Genomic DNA, 20089 nt, shown 5'->3' with positions numbered 1-20089 from the left:
TTTGATACTCTTTTTTCTTAAGAATTATCTTTCAAATGTGTTTTATGATCTAAAGATTTGTGTTTGAAAAAATGAGATAAATACTATTTTTTGCCAGATAATAAATATAATAAACCTAATTTGCTTGTTTGCGAGAATATTCCCACTTTCAGGTCGAACAATAACACACAAAATTTATGTCAACTGAATCAAAAATTAAAGCACGCCAAGCCCTCAATATTGCTCCAGAAAATAAGATAATTCTTAGTTTTGATGGAGGTGGAATACGAGGCATTTTTACCATTCAGCTCTTAAAAAAAATCGAAGAAATCGTAGGTGCTCCTATCTACGAATGGGTAGATATGGTGGCAGGCACCTCTACAGGAGCGATTATTGCGAGCTTGATTGCAAACAAAAAAACGGCGACAGAGATAGAAACACTGTATGAAGATTTAGCTGCTAATATTTTTAAAGAACGATTGTTGGGTAATCGTTACACAAATCCGCCTCAATTCGATAAAATCAATTATAGAGCTATTTGTAAAGATATTTTTGGTAATAAATCCTTAAAAAACCTAGGCGAATCGTCAGGGATAGATTTATTTTTTACTGCTAAAGATATGGTTGCGGGCGAAGAAACGTTTTTTACTTTTTTTAACAAAAATGAAAACTCTAAAGCGGTAGATACTTATCAGGATGCTCTGATGCGCGCTGTGGTGGAAGCCACCATGTCGGCACCCACGTATTTTCAACCTTTTGAGCGCTTTATCGATGGAGGTACAACCGTGTACAATAATCCAGTAATGGCGGCGCTGATGGAGGCATTTCATTATAATGGAAAAGAGAAATATAGTTCGGACAATACGACCGTTTTTAGTTTTGGCACTGCAAGCTTGTTTAGGTTTGTTCCCCTCGAAGAAATCGCTGAGCCCAAAGGACCAGATGTATTATTTTGGCTGGATTATGTAATGGATGAATCAAGCAAAGATGCGAGTGAAATGCAGGTGAATTTTCTGAGAAGTACACTTATGAAAGGACTAGATTTCCGAAGATTTCAACTTTCTTTGGATCGAAAGTCAATTGAGAAACTACCTAATAAATCACTCAAAAAACTAGACAATATCGATGCTAACTCTATACATCAATTGAGTGACCGAGAGCTAGCAAAAATTAATATGGCAGATGTGAAGATGTTGCCATTAATGAAGATATTGGGCGAAGCCGTAGCAGATTTTGTACATGATAAAAATGGTTTTAAGTCAGACCTTAGAGGTGAGAATAAGTTGGTGACGGGTATGGATAGTAATTATCGAGAAAAACTTAAAAAGCATCTTCAAAAGGCAAGTTGGATAGATCATTTACCAACAGCTTAAGAAAATTTAAACGACATTCTTCATTATACATATACATTTCTTCAAACGTCTTACCAAATGGATATGGTTGATAAATTACGTATATTGACTTTGATTGCTATTGTAAGCTCAAAATGGTAATAGATCAACAAATATATATCGGCACATTTAAGCACATTGCGAATAGACTGAATTGGAAACTGTATTTGGAAGAGGAGGATATGTTGAACTATAAAAATCTAACTAAACACCTGTCTGACAATATATTGAAAGAAGAGCTTCTTTCAATATATTGCATTAAGCCCAATTTTTATGGAATTTTCGTTCAAAAAAATGTTATCACCAAGTCATATCCCTTGGTTATCATTTTAAGCCTAACAAGAGACAACAAAACCGTTATTTTAACATGAAGAACAAACTACTTATTTTTTTCTAATTACTGGACTTCTAAGTTGTAATTTCCCTTCTGAATTGTCGCTGCTTGACAGCGTAAAATCAGCCGACAAGTTTTCAAGAGGCTTTATAGACAAATTAATTTCTGGACAATTGGAAAGTGCTTTCTCTGATATTGAACCTGAAAAACTAAATGACCAAGCAAGAATATTTATAACAAATGTAAGTCAAAATATTAATGGTGCAAAAGTGAAAAAATATTCAATAGTTGAAGAAAATGTAACGTCATTTTACTCTTCCTCTCATGATAAATTTACTAATTACCGACTAGGCTATGAATATGAATTTCAGAACGGAAATAATATTCTATTCATTATGACAATTAAAGAAACAGGAGGTAAATTCTCCATTTTAACCTTCGATGGACAAGTTCTTGAAATACCTCTTGCTGAACAGACCAAATTCTCGCTTGCTAATAAACCCGTTTTAAATTATGTTTTTCTCTTCTTTTTAATAGCTGTTCCAATTTTCATTTTGGTAACACTGGTTTTAATGCTACGAAGTAAAATAATTAGAAAAAGGAAAATTATTTGGGCGTTCATCATTCTATTTGTAAGTACTCCAACTTTTATATTAAACTGGAACACGGATGCTATTGATTTTAGACTATTCAATTTTGCACTTTTGGGTGCAGGATTTGTCAAACCGGCACTTTACTCCCCTTGGCTTTTATCAATTGGGATACCAATCGGTGGATTATTATACTGGTTGAAACGAGAAAACTTGCTGAGAGAATTTGAACAACAAAGCGAAGAGTATAATCAATAGAACGAAATAAAAGCTGTGATCCATGACTTGTCGAGCTGGCACTTATTACATCTACTTTAAATATTTCGGAAAGAAAAGTATTAAAATGTTTTTTTCAAGAATGTAGCTATAAACTTAAAAGTGTATTGATTCACATTCGAGATGAGCTATAACAAAATACAGAATAACAACCTATAAAGGTGAGAAGGTGGGACCTTGTGCGTCAAGTGAGATTCATATTGTATTGGACATTTAAGCATAGAAATGTAACAGTTTCTAAGCCCTCCCTTTATGCCATATAAAAACGATTTCCAGATAATGAACAATCAGTTGGACAACATAAAAGCTAAGCTTGAAAAACTACGACAATTGGATACGAATTTGGAGCTTTTTGGTTCTGAAAAACATAGGTATATCCTAAATCCAACCGTTCAGATAGACGTGATAAAACAGTTTGAAGCGAAGCATAAGATTACTTTACCGAGTGATTATGTTGCATTTTTGACTACACTCGGAAATGGAGGAGCAGGTCCATTTTATGGACTTGAACCTCTTGAAAATGCTGTTTTGGACGACTTGGACTACAAACATAAGGGCAGTGTGTTAAATCCAAGTAAACCATTCCCACACACTGACGCTTGGAATATGGAATTTGAACCTACTGTTAGTGAAGATGAAAATCAGGAGGAAAATGATAGACAATATGAAGAGTTTACAAATTTGTATTTTGATAGAGAACAAATTAATGGCGTTATTGCGATTTGTAATTATGGTTGCGGAATAAGTTTAAACTTAGTCGTCAATGGAAGAGAATATGGGAATGTTTGGACGGATGACAGAGGAAACGATGGTGGAATATATCCAACAATTCAACTTGGTGAAAAAAACAAAATCAAATTTTTAGATTGGTATGAATTGTGGTTGGATAAGTCAATTGCAGAGATGACTTTAAAATTTGACACTAAAGAAAATACAACTATTGGCGTAAAAAAACCTTGGTGGAAAATCTGGTAGAACTAAGGGAAATATAGTCGCTGACACTGACCTGTGGCTATGACTGTTTCGCAAAAAATTGAACGACAGGGGTTAATATTATCTTTAGAAATGTGAGGCTGTGTTCTCCCTATACCCTCAAAGCCTGTCTGTTATAAACCTTTTAATGACAACCCAACCATCGAAACCAAAAGACATATCGAAATTAACGAAGGCTATCAAGGTTTTAACTTGACAGAGTTTGCTATTGAGGTTGAAGAACGATCTAGCAACGACCAAATTGTTGACATCTTTATTCGTTCAAAGCAATTTTCCTTTGATTGTTTGCGTGACTGTGTAAAAGCTGAACCAGAAAAAGGTTATTTGAGACAAGCTTTTGCCATTGACAAAATTAAAATCAATGACTTCAAGAAAACGGACAAACAAGGCGTATTAAAATTTCTTTGTGACTTTATCAACGAACCAGATTGGGGTGATGATAGAAACGCATTTGCGAAACTGCTCGATAGGTATTTTGAAATCCAAAATGATTTTGGAGATAACTATTTTTATATTTTATCAAAGGACTGGTTTGACAAAAACGATGAAAGAGTCCTTGAACCCGAAAGTTGGGTTTATATCTATTACTTTTTGATTATTTCAATAGATAGGAAAGCAAACTCCTTGACATTGATAGAATGGACATACGATTAATTAATTACGAAAAAATGCCATTTCCTGATTATGATCTCAAGCTAGAGGATATTAGTATTTTATCTCGCTGTCATTCTATAAATATTAGCACTGAAATAACACCAATTTAAAATAACCTATAATTATGATAGACAAAGTATTTGCAATTTCTGGAAATAAAATTTCTTCATTTATTATTGATGAAAATTCTCTGAAGTTTTCTAGCCAAAACTTCAATACTTTTACCGCATTTCAAGATGCTTGGAATAAAAAACTATCTCTTGCGACAAAGGTCGAGGTGAAGTATGACTCCATAAAATCAATTAAAAAGGAGGAAAATGATGACGATGTGTATATAACATATAAAGCTATCGGCGGAATTTCAGTGGATTGTGTGTTTAGCTTTAAATACAAAAATGAGGATGAAGTTCTATTCAATTATTTTATTCGAGAACACTTTTATCAAAAGGTCGATGAAGCATTAACTCCATTTAAGGCTATTCAAAATTACTTAATTGGACTTTTCGCAACCGTTGGAGTAACTGTGTTTTCTTATTATGAAGCCATTGGTATAGCAAATGGAACAGTCGAAGAGGCACATAGTCGTAAGACGCGTCAGTTTAACAATATTATAGAGCTTCTTGGAGATAAAGGCGTAATTTTAATTGGAACGGGAGTCTCTTTATTCCTACTTTACAAAATTTGGACACGCTATAAAAATCCACCTAACCAAATCAAATTTGTTCCTCCAAATAGATAAATAGCAACTAAGAGTAGACTGCATGAACCTCAACTTTAGACTTACAGGACGGCGCAAAGATGATGGACAAACGGTAACAAAATTAATTATTTTGAGGTAGCAATGGGATACTGAGAAATACCACTATTAGTTTGTGGCGAGAGGATAGCAGCAAGTTGTTTTAAATCTCCACTGTAGCTAGTAACAAAATGTTATATCAATTTTAAAAGACCATATAAATGGGAAATTTTTTAGCACTTTCATCAATCATTGGTAAGACAAAAAACGAAGTAATTACCAGCTTGACAAATTATGCCATTTCTGTTAATGGTGGACTTCAAGAAGAAAGTAACATTGACTCATCTACTGACAACTGTTGCATCATCGACGAGGAAAATGGGAATGTGAGTGTTTTCTATCCAAATGGCTATTCAGAATGGGATGACAGTTCGGCTTATTTCTCAAAAGAATTAAATGCGACAGTATTCTCATTTCATATTCACGATGGAGATTTTTGGATGTATGTTTTGTATAATAATGGACAAATAATTGACCAATTCAATCCTATTCCAGATTATTGGGATGAAACCATTTCGGATGAAGAAATGGAAAGCTGGAAAGGGAATGCTAATATTCTTGCTCAATATTTAAAGAATGTAACACCAAGCGACATTGACAAATATTTAGTTAAGTGGGACTTGGAAGAAGAAACAGAAAAAGCATATTCTACAGACGAATATGGACAGGAAGAATGGCAACTAATAGACTTTATGAATAAATTAAGTTTGCCATATCCTGTTGATTTCGACGGTAATCCCAAAGGTCTAACTTTTAAGCTTTGGACAAAGCAACTCAAGCTTACAACTGTAAAAAATAAAAGCAATACGACAGCAATCAAGAATGAAAAACCTTGGTGGAAGTTTTGACAGTTTTTGCTGCAGATGACAAAAAACGGCTAGTAATATAGATACTCACTAAAAGAGAAAACAGGAATTAAAATTGAAAGAATTACAAAACATTTTGCCAATTGAACTTGAAGAAGCATTTTCATCTGCGGAATTTGAGAATGATGGTGGGTTAGAAATATGCTCTATTGAATACTTAGAAAATGAACTTCTTTTTAATTTTTCATTTTATTTAGACGAACTTGAAGAACGGCAAAGGCAGTATTGGCAACTTAAAGTAAACGGCTACATAGAAAGTAAAATTGATAATTTCGGCAACTTTATGACTTTTTATTCAGAGCATAATTTACTTGCAGAATTTCAAGATGTAGAAACTGAATTATACTTTAAAAGGAAAGGAGATTATCCAGAATTGTTACTAACAAGTATTTTCGAATTACATACAATTGTTTTCGACAACTTAATTCCAATTGAAAAATTTATTCAAGAAAGACAACTATTTCAGCTATGTAAATCAGAAACAGGACTTTTCGCAAAAGGACCAAAAAGTATTCTAAGCTTTTATTTTGACATGTTACAAAAAGCAGGAAAAGAACCTTACTATTTTGGTGAGCGAAAACCTCAATTTTGGAACGGACAAAAATGGGCAGAATATAATAGTGATTTAAAATTAGTTTTAAGTGGCGGAACATACATAATTGGAGAGGAATTTAATTTCATGAAACTGAATAGATAAAAATGTCTACCAAGACAAGGTTTGGCAGTATGGTGGCTTTCGTTCCTCACAGACAGTTTTGTACTACTAACTTGCTTTCGTTTGAGCTGGATTTTTTCAAATTTTACCAAAATGCAAAGCCCCAATCATTAGCTGTACTACCAATATAACATTGAAGATAATGCCTCCATTTTATGACATATACGGAATTTCCAAAAGTAGGGACAAAGAAACGATAGAGCTTTTCTTGAACTTTTATTGTCAGCGAGAATTAATTGAGAATTTCGAAGGAAAAGGTGTTGAGGTAGCAATCTATTCCAATGAAAAATATGGAGTGAAAGAAACCTATATACCAGTGAATACGCTGAGTGAGGTAATTGACTATGGATTAAGTCATCCAAATCTTGGGTTTGCTTTTTACATTGGAACAAAATCTAATTATAAAAAGGATATCGATGGAGTTATCTTGAAATTCACTTTTGATGATAAAATCATTTTCGGTATATCTATCGAAGAAAATAGTCTCACAGATGAAGGACAATTAATTGATAATTATGATAAAGCCCTTGAAATCCAGAAGGAGATTCAAGAACTTACCAACTCTACAAAGACATGTATCCAGTTTGAATATGCTCCTGCTGATGATGAGGAGGAGTTTGATAGTGATATTAAACATTGGCAAATTATGAACGAATCGAAACGATAGCCATAAGTACATTATGAAAAAATACACTCACTTCTACACTTTACTTTTATGGACACTTTCATTTTTCAAAGGGTTTTCGACTTCACAATTACCAGACCTACTGATTTATAAAGGAGATACCATTCCAATTTATGCAAATCCTCTCGAACAACTTTATGAGAAAAGTAGCTCACGCCCCAACTTTTTTGGAAGTAAGCATGAGTGTACTTCAACTAGCTGCTGGCGAGGTTATTATGCTGAATGGGAGATTATTAACAACGCAATTTATTTAACAGGTATTTTTAGTTGTTGCGAAGAGCATCGTGAAACTAAGGCAGACTTAAAAGCTTTGTTTGGCGAGAAGTGTATTAACGGTAAAGTCAAGGCAGTTTGGGTAACTGACACTTTTATTTCGCCACAAGGAAAACTGTTACATTACGTTCACATGGGTTATGGTTCCATATACGAAAAGGAATTAGAATTTCAGTTTAAAGAAGGGAAACTTTTGGGCATAAAATCTTATGATAATTCAAAATCTCGAACTTCTATTTACAAAGTAGACCACAAGAAATTATTTAAGTTCATTGACAGACAAATAAATTGGAGCATTTTACCAAAGAATAAAGGGAAAATAAGAGTATTTGTGCAGTTTTCGGCAAATATCTATGGATTGATAGATCGTGCAGAGGTGATTCGTGGTTATAACAAAGACTTCGATAAAGAAGCAATTAGAATTGTCAAGTCAATTCCCCAGTGGGATATTTTATATAGTCATGGTAAATTCATTCGTATGAATCATATATTGCCAGTTATATTTAACTATGAAAAGAAAGGGAATTATCGAGCTAAAAAAACTAAGAATTACCTATATTTTCACAGATCCTATAAAGCCATCCGATGATAAATCTAAGAGAACTAACCTTTTGGTTGTCGATTTTTGCCGCGTTGACATCATGCAAAAATGACAAAAGTAGTAATGAGTTTAAATTTCCGCCATTAACTGAAACATTGAAACTTGCGGAGCACTATTATTCTCCAGCAGGGATGACGACGCCACAAACGTACGTTGAAGCGGTTCGGAAGTTTGGTGAAAATATCGATGTAAATGATACCACAACTAGAGAAAATGTTTTTATAGATGACTTTAACGGTAGTGATACTTTATACAAATCTTTAAGAGAACATGATGGATTGAAATTATTGGTAGACAATACAAAATTAGTTTCGGTCAACCTTTATCAATGGGCATTTCCACCATTTATTTTTGAAGAGTTGCTAGAAGCAGAAAAGCCAAAATCAAAAAAACAAAAATTAATAGATAGCATAGTTTATCAGGCAAAACTAAAAACATGGAAGGATAATCAAACGATGGTCAAAGGCTATCCCGTTTATATAGTTAACCCCACTAATAAAACAATTAGGGTGGAGGAGCAAGACGGAAGGTTAATGATTATACAAGAAGCAAAAGATAAGAATGGCAACTGGAGACCTATTGAATTTTGGCAGTTTAGTAGTTGTGGAAATAGTTATGGAGGCGTCGCATTAAAACCTAATTCCTATATTTTTACAAAGATAGTTGCATACAGAGGAGAATTTGAAACAACCTTACGCTTAAAAATGCTCAATGATACTATTGTATATTACTCTGAACCGTTTAAAGGAAGTATCAATTTAACCCAGCTGGACACAGCCTTAATTAAACAAAATGTTAGTCCGCAAAACTTTTTCAATAAAAAGAAATAGAAAATAAAAACATTTGCCACACATGGTCTTAGGTGGTTAAATCAAGTACAGAGCCTCTGTCAAAATTTGATTAATATTAAAATAAACCATTTAACTAATGAAACTATTTGATAAAATATTCAATTCCAACAAGACAACGCAAACAGTTGACTTGACAACCATCACAAGGACAGAAGTTCTGGAAGGGTTTTCTATCCCAGGAATGATACACAATATTCATTATCACTTTACTGACTTACAGGTGTATAGTGACGGACTTATTAATTGTTGGGGAATGGTTGACCTATCTATGTTCCAAGACAAGTTAAATAAAGGCTGGGTTGTTCCCTCAATTCCAGACGGAGAAGCAATTTCTATTTATAATTTAGGTAACTGGAATATTGAGCAAGGAGAATGGCAACATACCAAGGAAACACTGTATGATTATGTTTACTCACTTATAAAACAACTTAATCCGACACTCGAAAATTTACAAAATTATAACGGCAGTGATTCAAAAAAGGTAGGCAATGTAAATGTTGCAAAGCATTCTACCTCGACAGCCCTACCTTATCATTATGATGACCCAAACTCATTTTTTCGAAAAAGAATTAATGGAGAAAAATTTCATTTCTTTTATCGAAATGATGATAACAAAACATATTTAGCAGAATTATCTATTTATAAAAGTGGATACATAGAGATTACAAATTTACCTAAGAAGAAAATACACAAACTAGAGGACTTAGATGCCTTAGCTCAGAATGGTACGCTAACAACAGATCTGAAAATCGGAGAAACGGTTTTAATTGTGAATTTAGGGTCATTTAAAGTCGTTTCGGGGAGCGGAATTGATATTAAATTCAAACTGAACGAGCTAGTTGATAAGTTCAACGAACTAAACGGTAGCGAAAATAGTATTGCCAAATGTGCGAGAATATTTGAGGTGTACAAACAAAACCCGACCAAAAAATTACGAGACGATTTAAAAGCGGCGTATGAAGCAGTTCCAGAACATCGAAGAATTTTCGTTGGGACAATGGATACAAAAGACTACGAAGTTCGTCAGGTAATTTATGGCGACATTGTGAAAAAAGAATGGGAGGAGGATTATGGGTATGAGTATCCGTATGACGATATGCCCAAACCAATAGATGAATAAGAGTAAGACCGCAAATAAGTTTTAATTATTTTACAAACTCTGTCGCTAGTGCTGGCTTCCAAGCCAGTACTCACTCAATCTAAGGATTCCGATCCTATTGGTAAGTATAATGGTTTCCTAGTCACAATTGAAGATTTTGAACAGGATGGAAATCAATTTTTATTTCTATATATTTGAATTGTACTTTAGCTACACCGCTAAATCTCGTCTATTGCTAACAAAAAAAATTGATACTATGCACTTACAAGAGACTCTACAAAATCACAGAAATTCACTTCATGAGCGACCAAACTACGCTGAGGATATGGCATTAAAATATATCTTGATAATAAAATCCATATAACTCGTATTGCAATTGGCGGTGTCTAAAGTTGGGGCACACCAAACTTTATTGCATTTCATAATTTTTAACTTCATATACAAAATAGTGGAGTATTTGAATGATTCGATAAGGTATTGTACCAATAATGAACTTTGGCATTCCCAATATCAAATCACTATACTCACTCACCCTTTAACTACAATTCTATGAAAACTTTAGCCATTACACTAGTGACAATATTTATTTCACTGACTTCATCATTAGGGCAAACCTCAAAGGACAGTTTGTTTGTCTTTATCGGAGAAAAAATTGAAGTGAAATACACACCTGAAAAGTCTTTGTCAGATACAGTAATTATGGGCAAAGATACTGTGATAACAGTGGGTATAAGTGTTGACAACAGATATAGAGCAAAATACAAAATATTACAAGTAATCAATGGTTCTTTCAGACAAGACACTATTACATTTTTTGCTTATGACCATTATGGCGAACCTGCATTTTCCAAGTTCAAGACAGTTCTTCTTTTTGTTTCTCCTCACAAAGGCGAGCTATATCATGAAAAATACCAATATTTTGATTTGTATTTGACGGCTGATAATAAATGGGCAAGTCCGTATTCGCGTAGATACACTAATGATTATTACAAAGACAAGGTTACTATTAGACCAGAGAAAATCTTTTTTAAAGAAGAAGTCTCGTCTCCAACTAGTCATTTATCAGAAGACCAACGAAAAACTTTGTTTCCTAAACCATATTTTGACATTAAGAATGGTAATGCAATCGCTATCTATGGCAATTATGTGGATGATTTAGTCAAACTCAAAAAACAGACAAATTGAAAGCGAAATGATATTATTGGAAGTCGTGGTTATCTGAGCGTTTAACCTTGCTGTAGCGAGTTGTTGAGGCGGAAACTCGCTACGGATAGCTTCGATAATATACGTATATTGACTTTGGTTAAGAAAATGCTTAGTATACTTCAAACCTTCGCTTATATTCCATATTGGTTGTATAGACGCAATAAGTTTTAATTATATTGCAGGTATAAACTTGTTTGCGTTACCTTAAAAAACAACCAATGCAAAAAAAATACACCGCAAATTATGCTTTCACTAACCCAAATTTTGTGATACAGAATTTGGTTGAAAACCCGATAAAGTCTGAATACTTATCGGTGTACTTTATCGTGAAAAACCTTTTGCAACGTGGCTTTCCGACAATTCTCTCAAAATATCTGCAAAACGAAATAGGCGAAATTCATAAACAAGGCGACTTTAAAGAACCGTTTTTGTTTATTGACACCGAAACACCGATTTGGCATAATACGATAAAAGGCGACACAGCAAATAACTATTTTCCCGCCAAAACATTTTTTGAAAAACTTATCCCTGAACACTTTGGCGAATATGCTTTTGTGCAATCTCTTATTTTGCCCGAAGTTGAGATTAACGAGTTAGTAGGTGAATACAATAAGGATTTTATCAATCAACAAGTTGATTTCTTTTTGCCACAAGTAAAATTAGTGATAGAAATTGACGGACAGCACCATAAAAATAATGATGTTACAAGAGCAAAAGACAACATTAGAGATACTTATTTGACATCAAAAGGCATTAAAACAGTCAGAATTACGACTACTGAACTAAAAAATTCTTCATTCAAGTCAAAAATCGATGAAATTATCAAGCATTTAGCAGAAAACGAAAAAAAACTTCTTTTCTACAAAAAAGCCTATGCCAAAATAAAAGACAACACTATTTCAGATTATGAATACCGTACAAAGTTTTTGCCAACTGCAATTATTCGTTTTCAACTATTAGTTTTAGACCTTCTAATAAACGATTACATTTCAAACAATGACACAGTTTGGAAATTTAACATTTTAGAAAGAGATATAAAAGGTTTTGCTGATTTAGCCATACAAGACTTGTTTTTGTGGCTTGAAAACCTTTGCCAACTTCGCAAGTTAGATTTTCAAAAGCCCAAAATTGAAATCAAAACATATAGCCAAGAAAGCAAAGTGACTTTTCATAAGGGCTTTATTCTTATTGATTTTAGCCTTTTCAAAAGATATACAGACGAAAACGAACTAAACTCCGAAAAAATTTATGTCAGAACCGACTATTTTGGTGCAGAAAAAAATTATTTTAGGGCAAGCACAGCCGAGCCACTCAAATATGAAATAGTAAGTGATAACGAGCAGGATAAAAGAGCTTTACGTTTTTTCTTACAAAATATCTTTGAAAAACCCGATTTTAGAGATGGGCAGTTCCCTATTATCGTAAATGCTTTGCAACGAAATGATACGATTGGACTTTTGCCCACAGGTGGCGGTAAATCAATCTGTTATCAATTACCTTGTTTGTTGCAACCAAGCATAAACTTTGTGGTTTGTCCCATCAAATCTTTGATGTACGACCAACAAGACAACTTAAATAACTCATTAGTAACCAATACCAATTTCATTTCAGGTGATTTAACTTCTGCGGAAAAAGAGAAAATCCAATTTGATTTTTCGCAAGGTAAATATTTGTTCATTTGGGTTTCCCCTGAACGATTTCAGATTAAGACGTTCAGAGAATACTTATCTTCTGTAATTGCTAACTTTTCTATTGCGTATGCAGTCATAGACGAAGTACACTGTCTATCGGAGTGGGGACACGATTTTAGAACTTCTTACTTGAATTTAGCCAACACGATAGAAAAATATTGTCCTGATACTAAATTTATTGGACTTACAGCGACAGCTTCTGTAAATGTATTAAAAGATGTAAAAATTGAGTTTAAATTAAAAGATGAAAACGTAAAAACTCTTTTAGATTACAGCCGAAAAGAGTTACATTTTGAAGTAATCAATGACGAAGGGCAAAAATGGAATGTTCTAAAAGATAAATTAGACGAACTAAACCGTACAGAAGATTTTTTAGATTTTCAGGATAAAGCAGGTTTAGCATTTACGCCTAATGTAAATGGTGAGTTTGGGTGCTACACTATTTCAAATAAAATAAATACGATTTACAAGAAAAAAGTAATGTGGTATTCTGGTGATACGCCAAGTTTTAGCACAAAAATTTTAGTTGATAACATAGTAGCAGGAAATGCCGAAAAGGTAAAAGAAAGAGTGCAAAAACATCTTGAAGATGAAGGTTTTGAAAAACATTTAATTGATAAATGTTTGAGTGAAAAACTTTACGAAGTAAAAGGCACTAAAAACCCAAAATGGTTTCAAGTTTTGATGGGGCAAGATTTGCCTGTAATGAATGAAAATGACTTTAAAAAATACAAAAAAGACGTTCAAAAATCATTTAAGAAAAATGATTTTCCGTTAATGATAGCCACCAAAGCCTTTGGAATGGGCATTGATAAACAAAATATTAATTATACATTTCATTATGGTTTGCCTAGTTCAGTAGAAGCCTTGTATCAAGAAGCAGGCAGAGCAGGCAGATGGGATAAAAACGACAAGAAAAACAAAGATAAGAAAGCCAAATGTTTTATATTTCATTCTCACGAAACTTTTGACAAACAAATAGTTGATGAAATTTTTGCACCCGAAACAAGTATTACACGAATTGCAGAAATTAACAAAGAGGTTGGTTTTACAGGGAAAGATATTTTTCGCATTATATTTTTGTTCTTGCAGGGACAAAGAGATATACAGGAAGATTTTATTATTATCAAATTTTTGATTGATACATATTATCAAGCCAATACAACCAAAAAGATATTTTGGAATAATGCTAAAAATGACTTGCGAACATACAGCCAAAGAGTGTTCAACAAAACTGTTTATGCAAACGAAAATGAAATACAAAAAGGCATTTACCGATTAAGTTTATTTGGCATAGTCAAAGATTGGACAACAGATTTTGTTACTCATTATGAAGTTGAATTTAACCAAATAACAGACAAAGATATACTAGATAGTTTGGCAAAGTATATTCACAAATACGAGCCATTGACTGATGTAAAAAGTAATGTACAAGCAGTTAATAAAACTACTATAACAGATAAATCAATATGGTATTTGTTGCAATGGACTTGGGACAATATCGTTTATACACGTAGACAATCCATAAAAACCTTGTCTGATTGGTGTTCCGAATTTGATAGTAGCGAAGCATTTAAGGCACGTATTGATACTTATTTTAAATTTACGGAAACGACTTTTATCATTCAGCACATTGCAGAAAACCCGAAAGAGTTTGAAAAATGTTTTGAATTGTTTTACAAAAAAGGCAAAATCCTAAACAAAAAAGAAATCGAAACTTTAAAAGACAGTTTAAGCCGTTTTTTAGAAAGTTATCGTTCAAATGTTGGCTTAAATTTGATTAGTGGTTTTATTCGTTTATTCCTTAATGATTACGAAGATACAGACGGAAAGCCACGTTTAGAAAATGCAATTTCACAATTCAAAGACTTGTTTTCAGCCAAAGAACAAGACATAATTATTGAGAAAATGATAGATTTAGGCTTGTATCTTTCAGAAGATAATAAGTACGAGTTAGCAAAATCAATTACAAAGTTCTACCCTGAAAAGTTGGAATTTTTGGCAGATAAATTTAATATTATGTACTTGCTTGGAGATGTTTTAACAGACAAGTTGAAAGCATTGAAAATAACAAACCAACGATTTTATGAACAACTTGCAAAAATTTGATAGCACTTTAGCAGAGTTTGACAAAGAAGTGTCAAAACTTAAATCTATTGGTGAAGTTCATCAAGAAATCAAGAAACTTGCTACTGAATACGAAACCGTTGTTTCTAAAATTCAGGACAGCAATAAAACTTTACAGTCTGTTTTGAAACAACACCAAGACTTTCAAAACGAGATTAAAAATAATATTACCGAAATTGAAAATCAGTACAGCAAAAACAAATCCGACATTCAAAGCCTTTTAACATCAAAACTTGATGAAATAAAGCAACAAAATAAGGCTTTTGAGAAAAGTGTAACCGAAATTGTAGAGAATTTACGAAAAGAAAATAAGCAATTTTATCGTGATTTTGAAGAAACGGTACGCATAAAACTTGCAGAAAATAAATCAGAAATAAAGCAACTCATTGAGCAAGAAACTATCAAACTCAAAGATATTTTTACATCTGAACTTGACAAACGAACAAGCGAAATTATCAACCGACAAAAAAGCCTACTTACAACAATTTGGTTAAGTTCGGGGACAATAATTTTAGTACTTATCTTTATCATTTACAGACTTTTGAAACACTAAAAGCGTGGAAAAAGAAAGGCTAACGCACAACATTGCATTTGGGTAAGTCGGGCAGAAGTTCTAAATTGAACTTTTGTGTTTTTTATTAACTTTTGTGCTTGTTGGGGCAATAGTGTTATCTAGTCCCGCCCTGCACAAATGTTTTTCCGTTGGCGGCAAGCATAAAATTATACCCATAACAAACGGCGAAGCTGAAAACCGATTAGAGTAGGCAGTTAAATAAAATTTAATCTTATGAGAACAGGAATGAAAGTCCTACTAATTTTTGGATTATTTATGATTTATGGAGCAATATCGCTGGCATTAAAAGGTGGAGATAGTAGCAGAGCAGGTGTTGGAGGTCCAATTGGGTTAATTGTTCTATTCGCTTGTTTTGCGGGAGCAAGGGCTATTTGGAAATATAATCCAGACAAGGATAATGAAAAACAGTCTGATGGGAAAGATAAACATCAACTTGATAAAAATAACTCTTGATGTTTAAGGATTATTATGCAATTCTTGAAATTGAAGAGAATGCAATACATGAGGAGGTTAAGTCTGCATTCAAAAAGCAGGCTTTGAAATGGCATCCGGACCGAAATATTGGTCTGGATACTACGATACAAATGCAAGAAATCAATGAAGCCTACTTAATTCTCAAAGATAGTGAAGCGAGGTACAGATACAATCGTGAGTATATGCGTTTCAAAGAATTTCAACAAAAAAGAGACGAACAACAAAAAAATAATTACGAAGAGAAATTTAGAGAAAAATACAAAGGAGATGGCACCCATACAAATAACTCCTCTGATCATTATAAAGTTTACGATGAAATATTAAATAATTGGATGAACAATGCTAAGCAACAAGCCATTGATTTAGCAAAGCAAACAATTGAAGACTTAAAAGGAATGACATCTGTTGGTGTAAGAGCTGTAGCAAAAGAAGCAAAAAATCAGTTTATTTACCAGATAATTGGTGGTTTGTTGCTTTTTTTTATATTTATGATAACAAAATCTTGCAATAATTGATGACAAAAAGAAATATCTGTCACCAACATAGGTAGCTGTTGCACAACTCATTTTTTCCTAAAAATACTCTTATAAAATATCATTCTATACCTCTTTTAAAGCGATTTAAAGGAGGTATGTTTGTAAAGGAAGGTCAAAGAACTCCATCCCATCCATAAATCCTCACCCCATCCAATCTACCAAAGCAATTACCCCCCCAAAAAAAATGGAAATAGACTTACACCAAAAGAAACTTTCCTTTTGCGATGAATACCAAATAAATGTTGATGGACAACCAACGTATTTTGCTGCTAGTAAGCCATTTCGTTGGCTTACGAAGATGAATATTTCACATCCGTAGTAAGTGTCTCACTGACCAACTTAAGCCAGCAAAACTCTCATATACTGCTTTGGATTATCATAAAAATAATAAAAGTAGTCCGCTGTGCTACCGCGAGTTGTCGAGTGGGACACTCGCCACGGATGGAAATTTGCAATTCACAATTCATCATTAACAATTCCGCCCTAACGCTTACTCAACTCGTTTTACTTCAATCAATCGCACTGGACCAACTAAACCTGATGGTTTTGGCGACCATTTTGAAGCGTCAAAAAGACCTTCCTTATTACGATTTTCGGCTAGTCTGGCCGCCATGTTGATGTTATAATACTTTTTCCAAGGCATTCCATTTTTGTCCATCCAAGCCATACGGTTCGCCATCAAATTCGAAACTTGTATTTCCAACGTGTTTTGGTCTTGTAATAGGTTCGAAGGAATCTCAACGGTGTATTGTGGTCCTATCAAAATTGCCACAGGTTTACCATTTATGATGACTCTCGCAGTTTCGTGTACTTCTCCCAAATCCAACATCCAGTGTTGCGCATTGCCAGATGGTTTAGCAAAAGTAGTTTTGTAGCTGGCTGTTCCCGAAAAACGATTCAATGCCTCCTCCGACCATGTAGTCCATGAGCTTAAGGTCGAAATCGTTCTGGTAGCAGGAAGTTCGGGACCGCCTTCTACGAAACTAACTTGCCAGTTGTCTTTAAGTTCCTGAGCTTTTTCTGCTGGTGCGAAAAACGGATATTCTTTTCCTTTGAGAAGATTTGGCGAAACTTTTACGATAATTGACTCATTGGGTTTGAGCGAAACAAATACAGAAGTCCCCGAGTCAGTTTTTTGTACTTTCCCAATGCCTGACTCGCCAGTCATCGGGTTGAAAATAGCAGTGCTAACGCCTTTTCGTTGTAGATTTACCCAACCAGAAAAGCTTATTTTATTCTTATTCCAAACGAAGTAGATGGTTTCGTTCCCCATTTTTTTACGAATAAAAGACAACCCTTGTTGAGATAAGGTTTCCTCTTTGACGCCGTGAAAAGCCAAGAGTTTTTCAAATGATTCTCCTACACTTATTTGTCCCAAGCCCACTTTAGCATTCTGAATCGATTCGTTTGTAGCCTGTAAGTGAATACTGTTTTTGATTTGAGAAAAAGTCTTTTGTTTTTCCTCCAAATTTCCCCAACCTGCTACCGATTCAGGTAGTGCGTCGATAAACAAAATCTTGGCACCTGCTTTTGCCAAGGCATTCAGTTTTTGCATGGTTGCCAAAGGTATATATGTACATTTGGGCACTAGAATCACCTTATAGTTGGCATTTACCGCTTGAATTTTTCCGCCAGAGGTGTTGAGCTTTTGTAGTTGACTGTCAGAGATAAAATCGTAAGTATAGCCTTTTTCTAACAAATTTTCAGCCAAATGAGAGAGTTCTGGCAAACCCAATTCTTTGCCTAAACCGTCGTAGTGACGCAACAGCGATTTGCTTGGTTTTGACCAACTATCCGAAATAGGGAAATAGACAAGCACATCATTGTCGGCAGTAGATTTTTGTAAAAATGACTGCACACGAGTAACATATTGATTGATACTGGCGAAGTCTTTCCACCAAGGATTGGCAGGTGTAAACTCCGTTGCGGCATAAAATAATCTACCAGGCCAAGGTTCATTTTCAGGAGAATAGGCAGTTCCATGATAAAAAATATGGTTAATACCCCCTAAAAACATCAAATCAATCGCCTTTTTTACGTCGGAAAGATTTGAGACAAAGTGCTCGTTGAGCCAAGTGGCAGTTTCAGAAGCAACGAGTTTTTTACCTGTCAAGTTAGCGGCGGAACTCGCAAATTTGAGTCTTGGTACTTCCATGCCCTCTGCTTCAGGAATGTCAGCAGCTACGTACAAATCCAAAATATTGGCAGGGGCACCATGACTTTGGTTACGGATAATCTTATGGTTTTTATGCGACCAAAAACTCCATACACCCATGTACTTTTCCAAGATTAAGTCAGAAATCGTTTCACGATAATCACATAGAATACGAGCATTTTTTTCTGGGGTGTCTTTTCCGAAAAGCGCAGGTAGAAAATTCCTTAAATCATAGCCTCTGCGTTTTTGAAACTCATTGAACATATCAGGCGTCCAATCGCTTTCGCCTTTAGCATCGTCGACCTCATAAGAATCGTTGAAATAACCTCGGAGGTAGCTGATATCGGCATTTTTGAACGCTTTGTCAAAATAAGTAAGATAGTTTTGGATAGCTTTGGTCGAAAAATGGTCAATCACTTCGCCTTCGCCACCAGGTCCAGCACGCTCAACTTGTTTGCCATGCAATCCCATGAATAAAGCCAATAATTTCCATTCTCCTTGGGGAGCAGTCCAGTTTAATTTTCCATTTTTGTCAACCTTATCGGTCAGATTCAAAATTTCATTTTTATCAGAATAAGCCATCAAAACCTGTAACGGAATTGGGTGCTCAAAACGGATTTGCTCAACAAAATCTTTCTGTAAGTTGGGGTTGAGATAATAAGGTTCTTTTAGGTCTTTGAGATTTAAAGACTTATTTCCTGCCTGAAGTAAAGGCTTTTGGATATATGTCACTGATTCGGATAGCGTTTGACCTTCCTTCAAAGTCCAAGATTTTTCGGCAACATATTTACAAGCATCATCAAGACTTACCCACGGTCCACCAAAAGGCCAGCCAGAGGCATTAGCCAAGTCGACCCCCATGCCCAATCGCTTACTTTCAGAAAGTGTATGTTCAAACACCTTCACCCAATCAGGAGAAAGGTAATTGATGAATTCCTTTTCTTGATTTTGGACACCATAAATAACCGTAACCTCAGTACCTCCAAGTCCCACTTGTTTGTATTTTTCTAAGGCTGCTGTTAATCCTTTGGGCGTCACTTGACTACCATTCCACCACCAACGTGTCCAAGGTTTGGTTTCAGGAGTAATAGCAGGCCATTGAGTTTGGGCATGGCTCATGATACCAAGCCCCAGAAGAGGTAAGATAAGTGTTTTTTTAAGCATAAGTTTATTATTTAATAAATCAGGTTTTCTTTGGGCACAAACAGCGTACATACAAAATT

The 20089-nt window shown here is 34.4% G+C and carries 18 protein-coding genes; 17 read left to right on the top strand and 1 reads right to left on the bottom strand.

Annotated features, from left to right (window positions below):
• Positions 1–176 precede the first annotated feature (176 nt).
• The 17 genes from QM481_RS05965 (at position 177) to QM481_RS05885 (ending at position 17030) form a co-directional block, all read left to right on the top strand.
• The gene (locus QM481_RS05965; protein ID WP_283381056.1) at positions 177–1352 is read left to right on the top strand and encodes a patatin-like phospholipase family protein; all 1176 of its coding nucleotides are present in this window, start codon (positions 177–179) and stop codon (positions 1350–1352) included.
• Positions 1353–1802: 450 nt separating this feature from the next.
• Positions 1803–2552 carry a hypothetical protein gene (locus QM481_RS05960; RefSeq protein WP_283381055.1) on the top strand — a complete coding sequence of 250 codons (750 nt, stop codon included), beginning with the start codon at positions 1803–1805 and terminating at the stop codon, positions 2550–2552.
• A 270-nt stretch (positions 2553–2822) separates the two neighbouring features.
• A complete protein-coding gene (locus QM481_RS05955) occupies positions 2823–3545 on the top strand; it encodes an SMI1/KNR4 family protein (protein WP_283381054.1) in 723 nt (240 codons plus the stop codon).
• Between the two features lie 210 nt (positions 3546–3755).
• Complete coding sequence (locus QM481_RS05950) at positions 3756–4217, top strand: hypothetical protein (protein ID WP_283381053.1); 462 nt, start codon at positions 3756–3758, stop codon at positions 4215–4217.
• Positions 4218–4341: 124 nt separating this feature from the next.
• Positions 4342–4956, top strand: coding sequence for a hypothetical protein (locus QM481_RS05945; RefSeq protein WP_283381052.1), 615 nt, complete (start codon positions 4342–4344; stop codon positions 4954–4956).
• Positions 4957–5174: 218 nt separating this feature from the next.
• A complete protein-coding gene (locus QM481_RS05940) occupies positions 5175–5861 on the top strand; it encodes a hypothetical protein (protein WP_283381051.1) in 687 nt (228 codons plus the stop codon).
• A gap of 73 nt (positions 5862–5934) precedes the next feature.
• A complete protein-coding gene (locus QM481_RS05935) occupies positions 5935–6576 on the top strand; it encodes a hypothetical protein (protein WP_283381050.1) in 642 nt (213 codons plus the stop codon).
• 160 nt (positions 6577–6736) lie between these two features.
• Positions 6737–7261, top strand: coding sequence for a hypothetical protein (locus QM481_RS05930; RefSeq protein ID WP_283381049.1), 525 nt, complete (start codon positions 6737–6739; stop codon positions 7259–7261).
• A gap of 13 nt (positions 7262–7274) precedes the next feature.
• Positions 7275–8141, top strand: a complete 867-nt coding sequence (locus QM481_RS05925; RefSeq protein ID WP_283381048.1) for a hypothetical protein — start codon at positions 7275–7277, stop codon at positions 8139–8141.
• On the top strand, positions 8138–8983 hold the full coding sequence (locus tag QM481_RS05920) for a hypothetical protein (protein WP_283381047.1): 846 nt from the start codon (positions 8138–8140) through the stop codon (positions 8981–8983). The genes QM481_RS05925 and QM481_RS05920 overlap by 4 nt, the downstream gene beginning before the upstream one ends.
• A 97-nt stretch (positions 8984–9080) precedes the next feature.
• Positions 9081–10124: a DUF7638 domain-containing protein gene (locus tag QM481_RS05915; protein WP_283381046.1), complete on the top strand. Its 1044-nt coding sequence runs from the start codon at positions 9081–9083 to the stop codon at positions 10122–10124.
• A 528-nt stretch (positions 10125–10652) separates the two neighbouring features.
• Entirely contained in the window at positions 10653–11288 is a 636-nt protein-coding gene (locus QM481_RS05910; RefSeq protein WP_283381045.1) for a hypothetical protein, read from the top strand.
• Between the two features lie 239 nt (positions 11289–11527).
• Entirely contained in the window at positions 11528–15109 is a 3582-nt protein-coding gene (locus QM481_RS05905; protein ID WP_283381044.1) for a DEAD/DEAH box helicase, read from the top strand.
• Positions 15096–15680: a hypothetical protein gene (locus QM481_RS05900; protein WP_283381043.1), complete on the top strand. Its 585-nt coding sequence runs from the start codon at positions 15096–15098 to the stop codon at positions 15678–15680. The genes QM481_RS05905 and QM481_RS05900 overlap by 14 nt, the downstream gene beginning before the upstream one ends.
• Positions 15681–15914: 234 nt before the next feature.
• Positions 15915–16154 carry a hypothetical protein gene (locus QM481_RS05895; protein ID WP_283381042.1) on the top strand — a complete coding sequence of 80 codons (240 nt, stop codon included), beginning with the start codon at positions 15915–15917 and terminating at the stop codon, positions 16152–16154.
• Positions 16154–16690, top strand: coding sequence for a DnaJ domain-containing protein (locus tag QM481_RS05890; protein ID WP_283381041.1), 537 nt, complete (start codon positions 16154–16156; stop codon positions 16688–16690). Before QM481_RS05895 ends, QM481_RS05890 begins: the two co-directional genes overlap by 1 nt.
• A gap of 205 nt (positions 16691–16895) precedes the next feature.
• Positions 16896–17030: a hypothetical protein gene (locus QM481_RS05885; RefSeq protein ID WP_283381040.1), complete on the top strand. Its 135-nt coding sequence runs from the start codon at positions 16896–16898 to the stop codon at positions 17028–17030.
• 171 nt (positions 17031–17201) lie between these two features.
• On the opposite strand, the gene QM481_RS05880 is transcribed toward QM481_RS05885, so the two are convergent.
• Positions 17202–20030 (bottom strand): glycosyl hydrolase, encoded by a 2829-nt coding sequence (locus QM481_RS05880; RefSeq protein WP_283381039.1) that lies wholly within the window; start codon positions 20028–20030, stop codon positions 17202–17204.
• Positions 20031–20089 lie beyond the last annotated feature (59 nt).

It is taken from the genome of Flectobacillus rivi (genome assembly GCF_030056655.1).
GTDB classification, from domain to species: domain Bacteria; phylum Bacteroidota; class Bacteroidia; order Cytophagales; family Spirosomataceae; genus Flectobacillus; species Flectobacillus rivi.
This window is presented reverse-complemented; position numbering and strand designations above follow the sequence as displayed.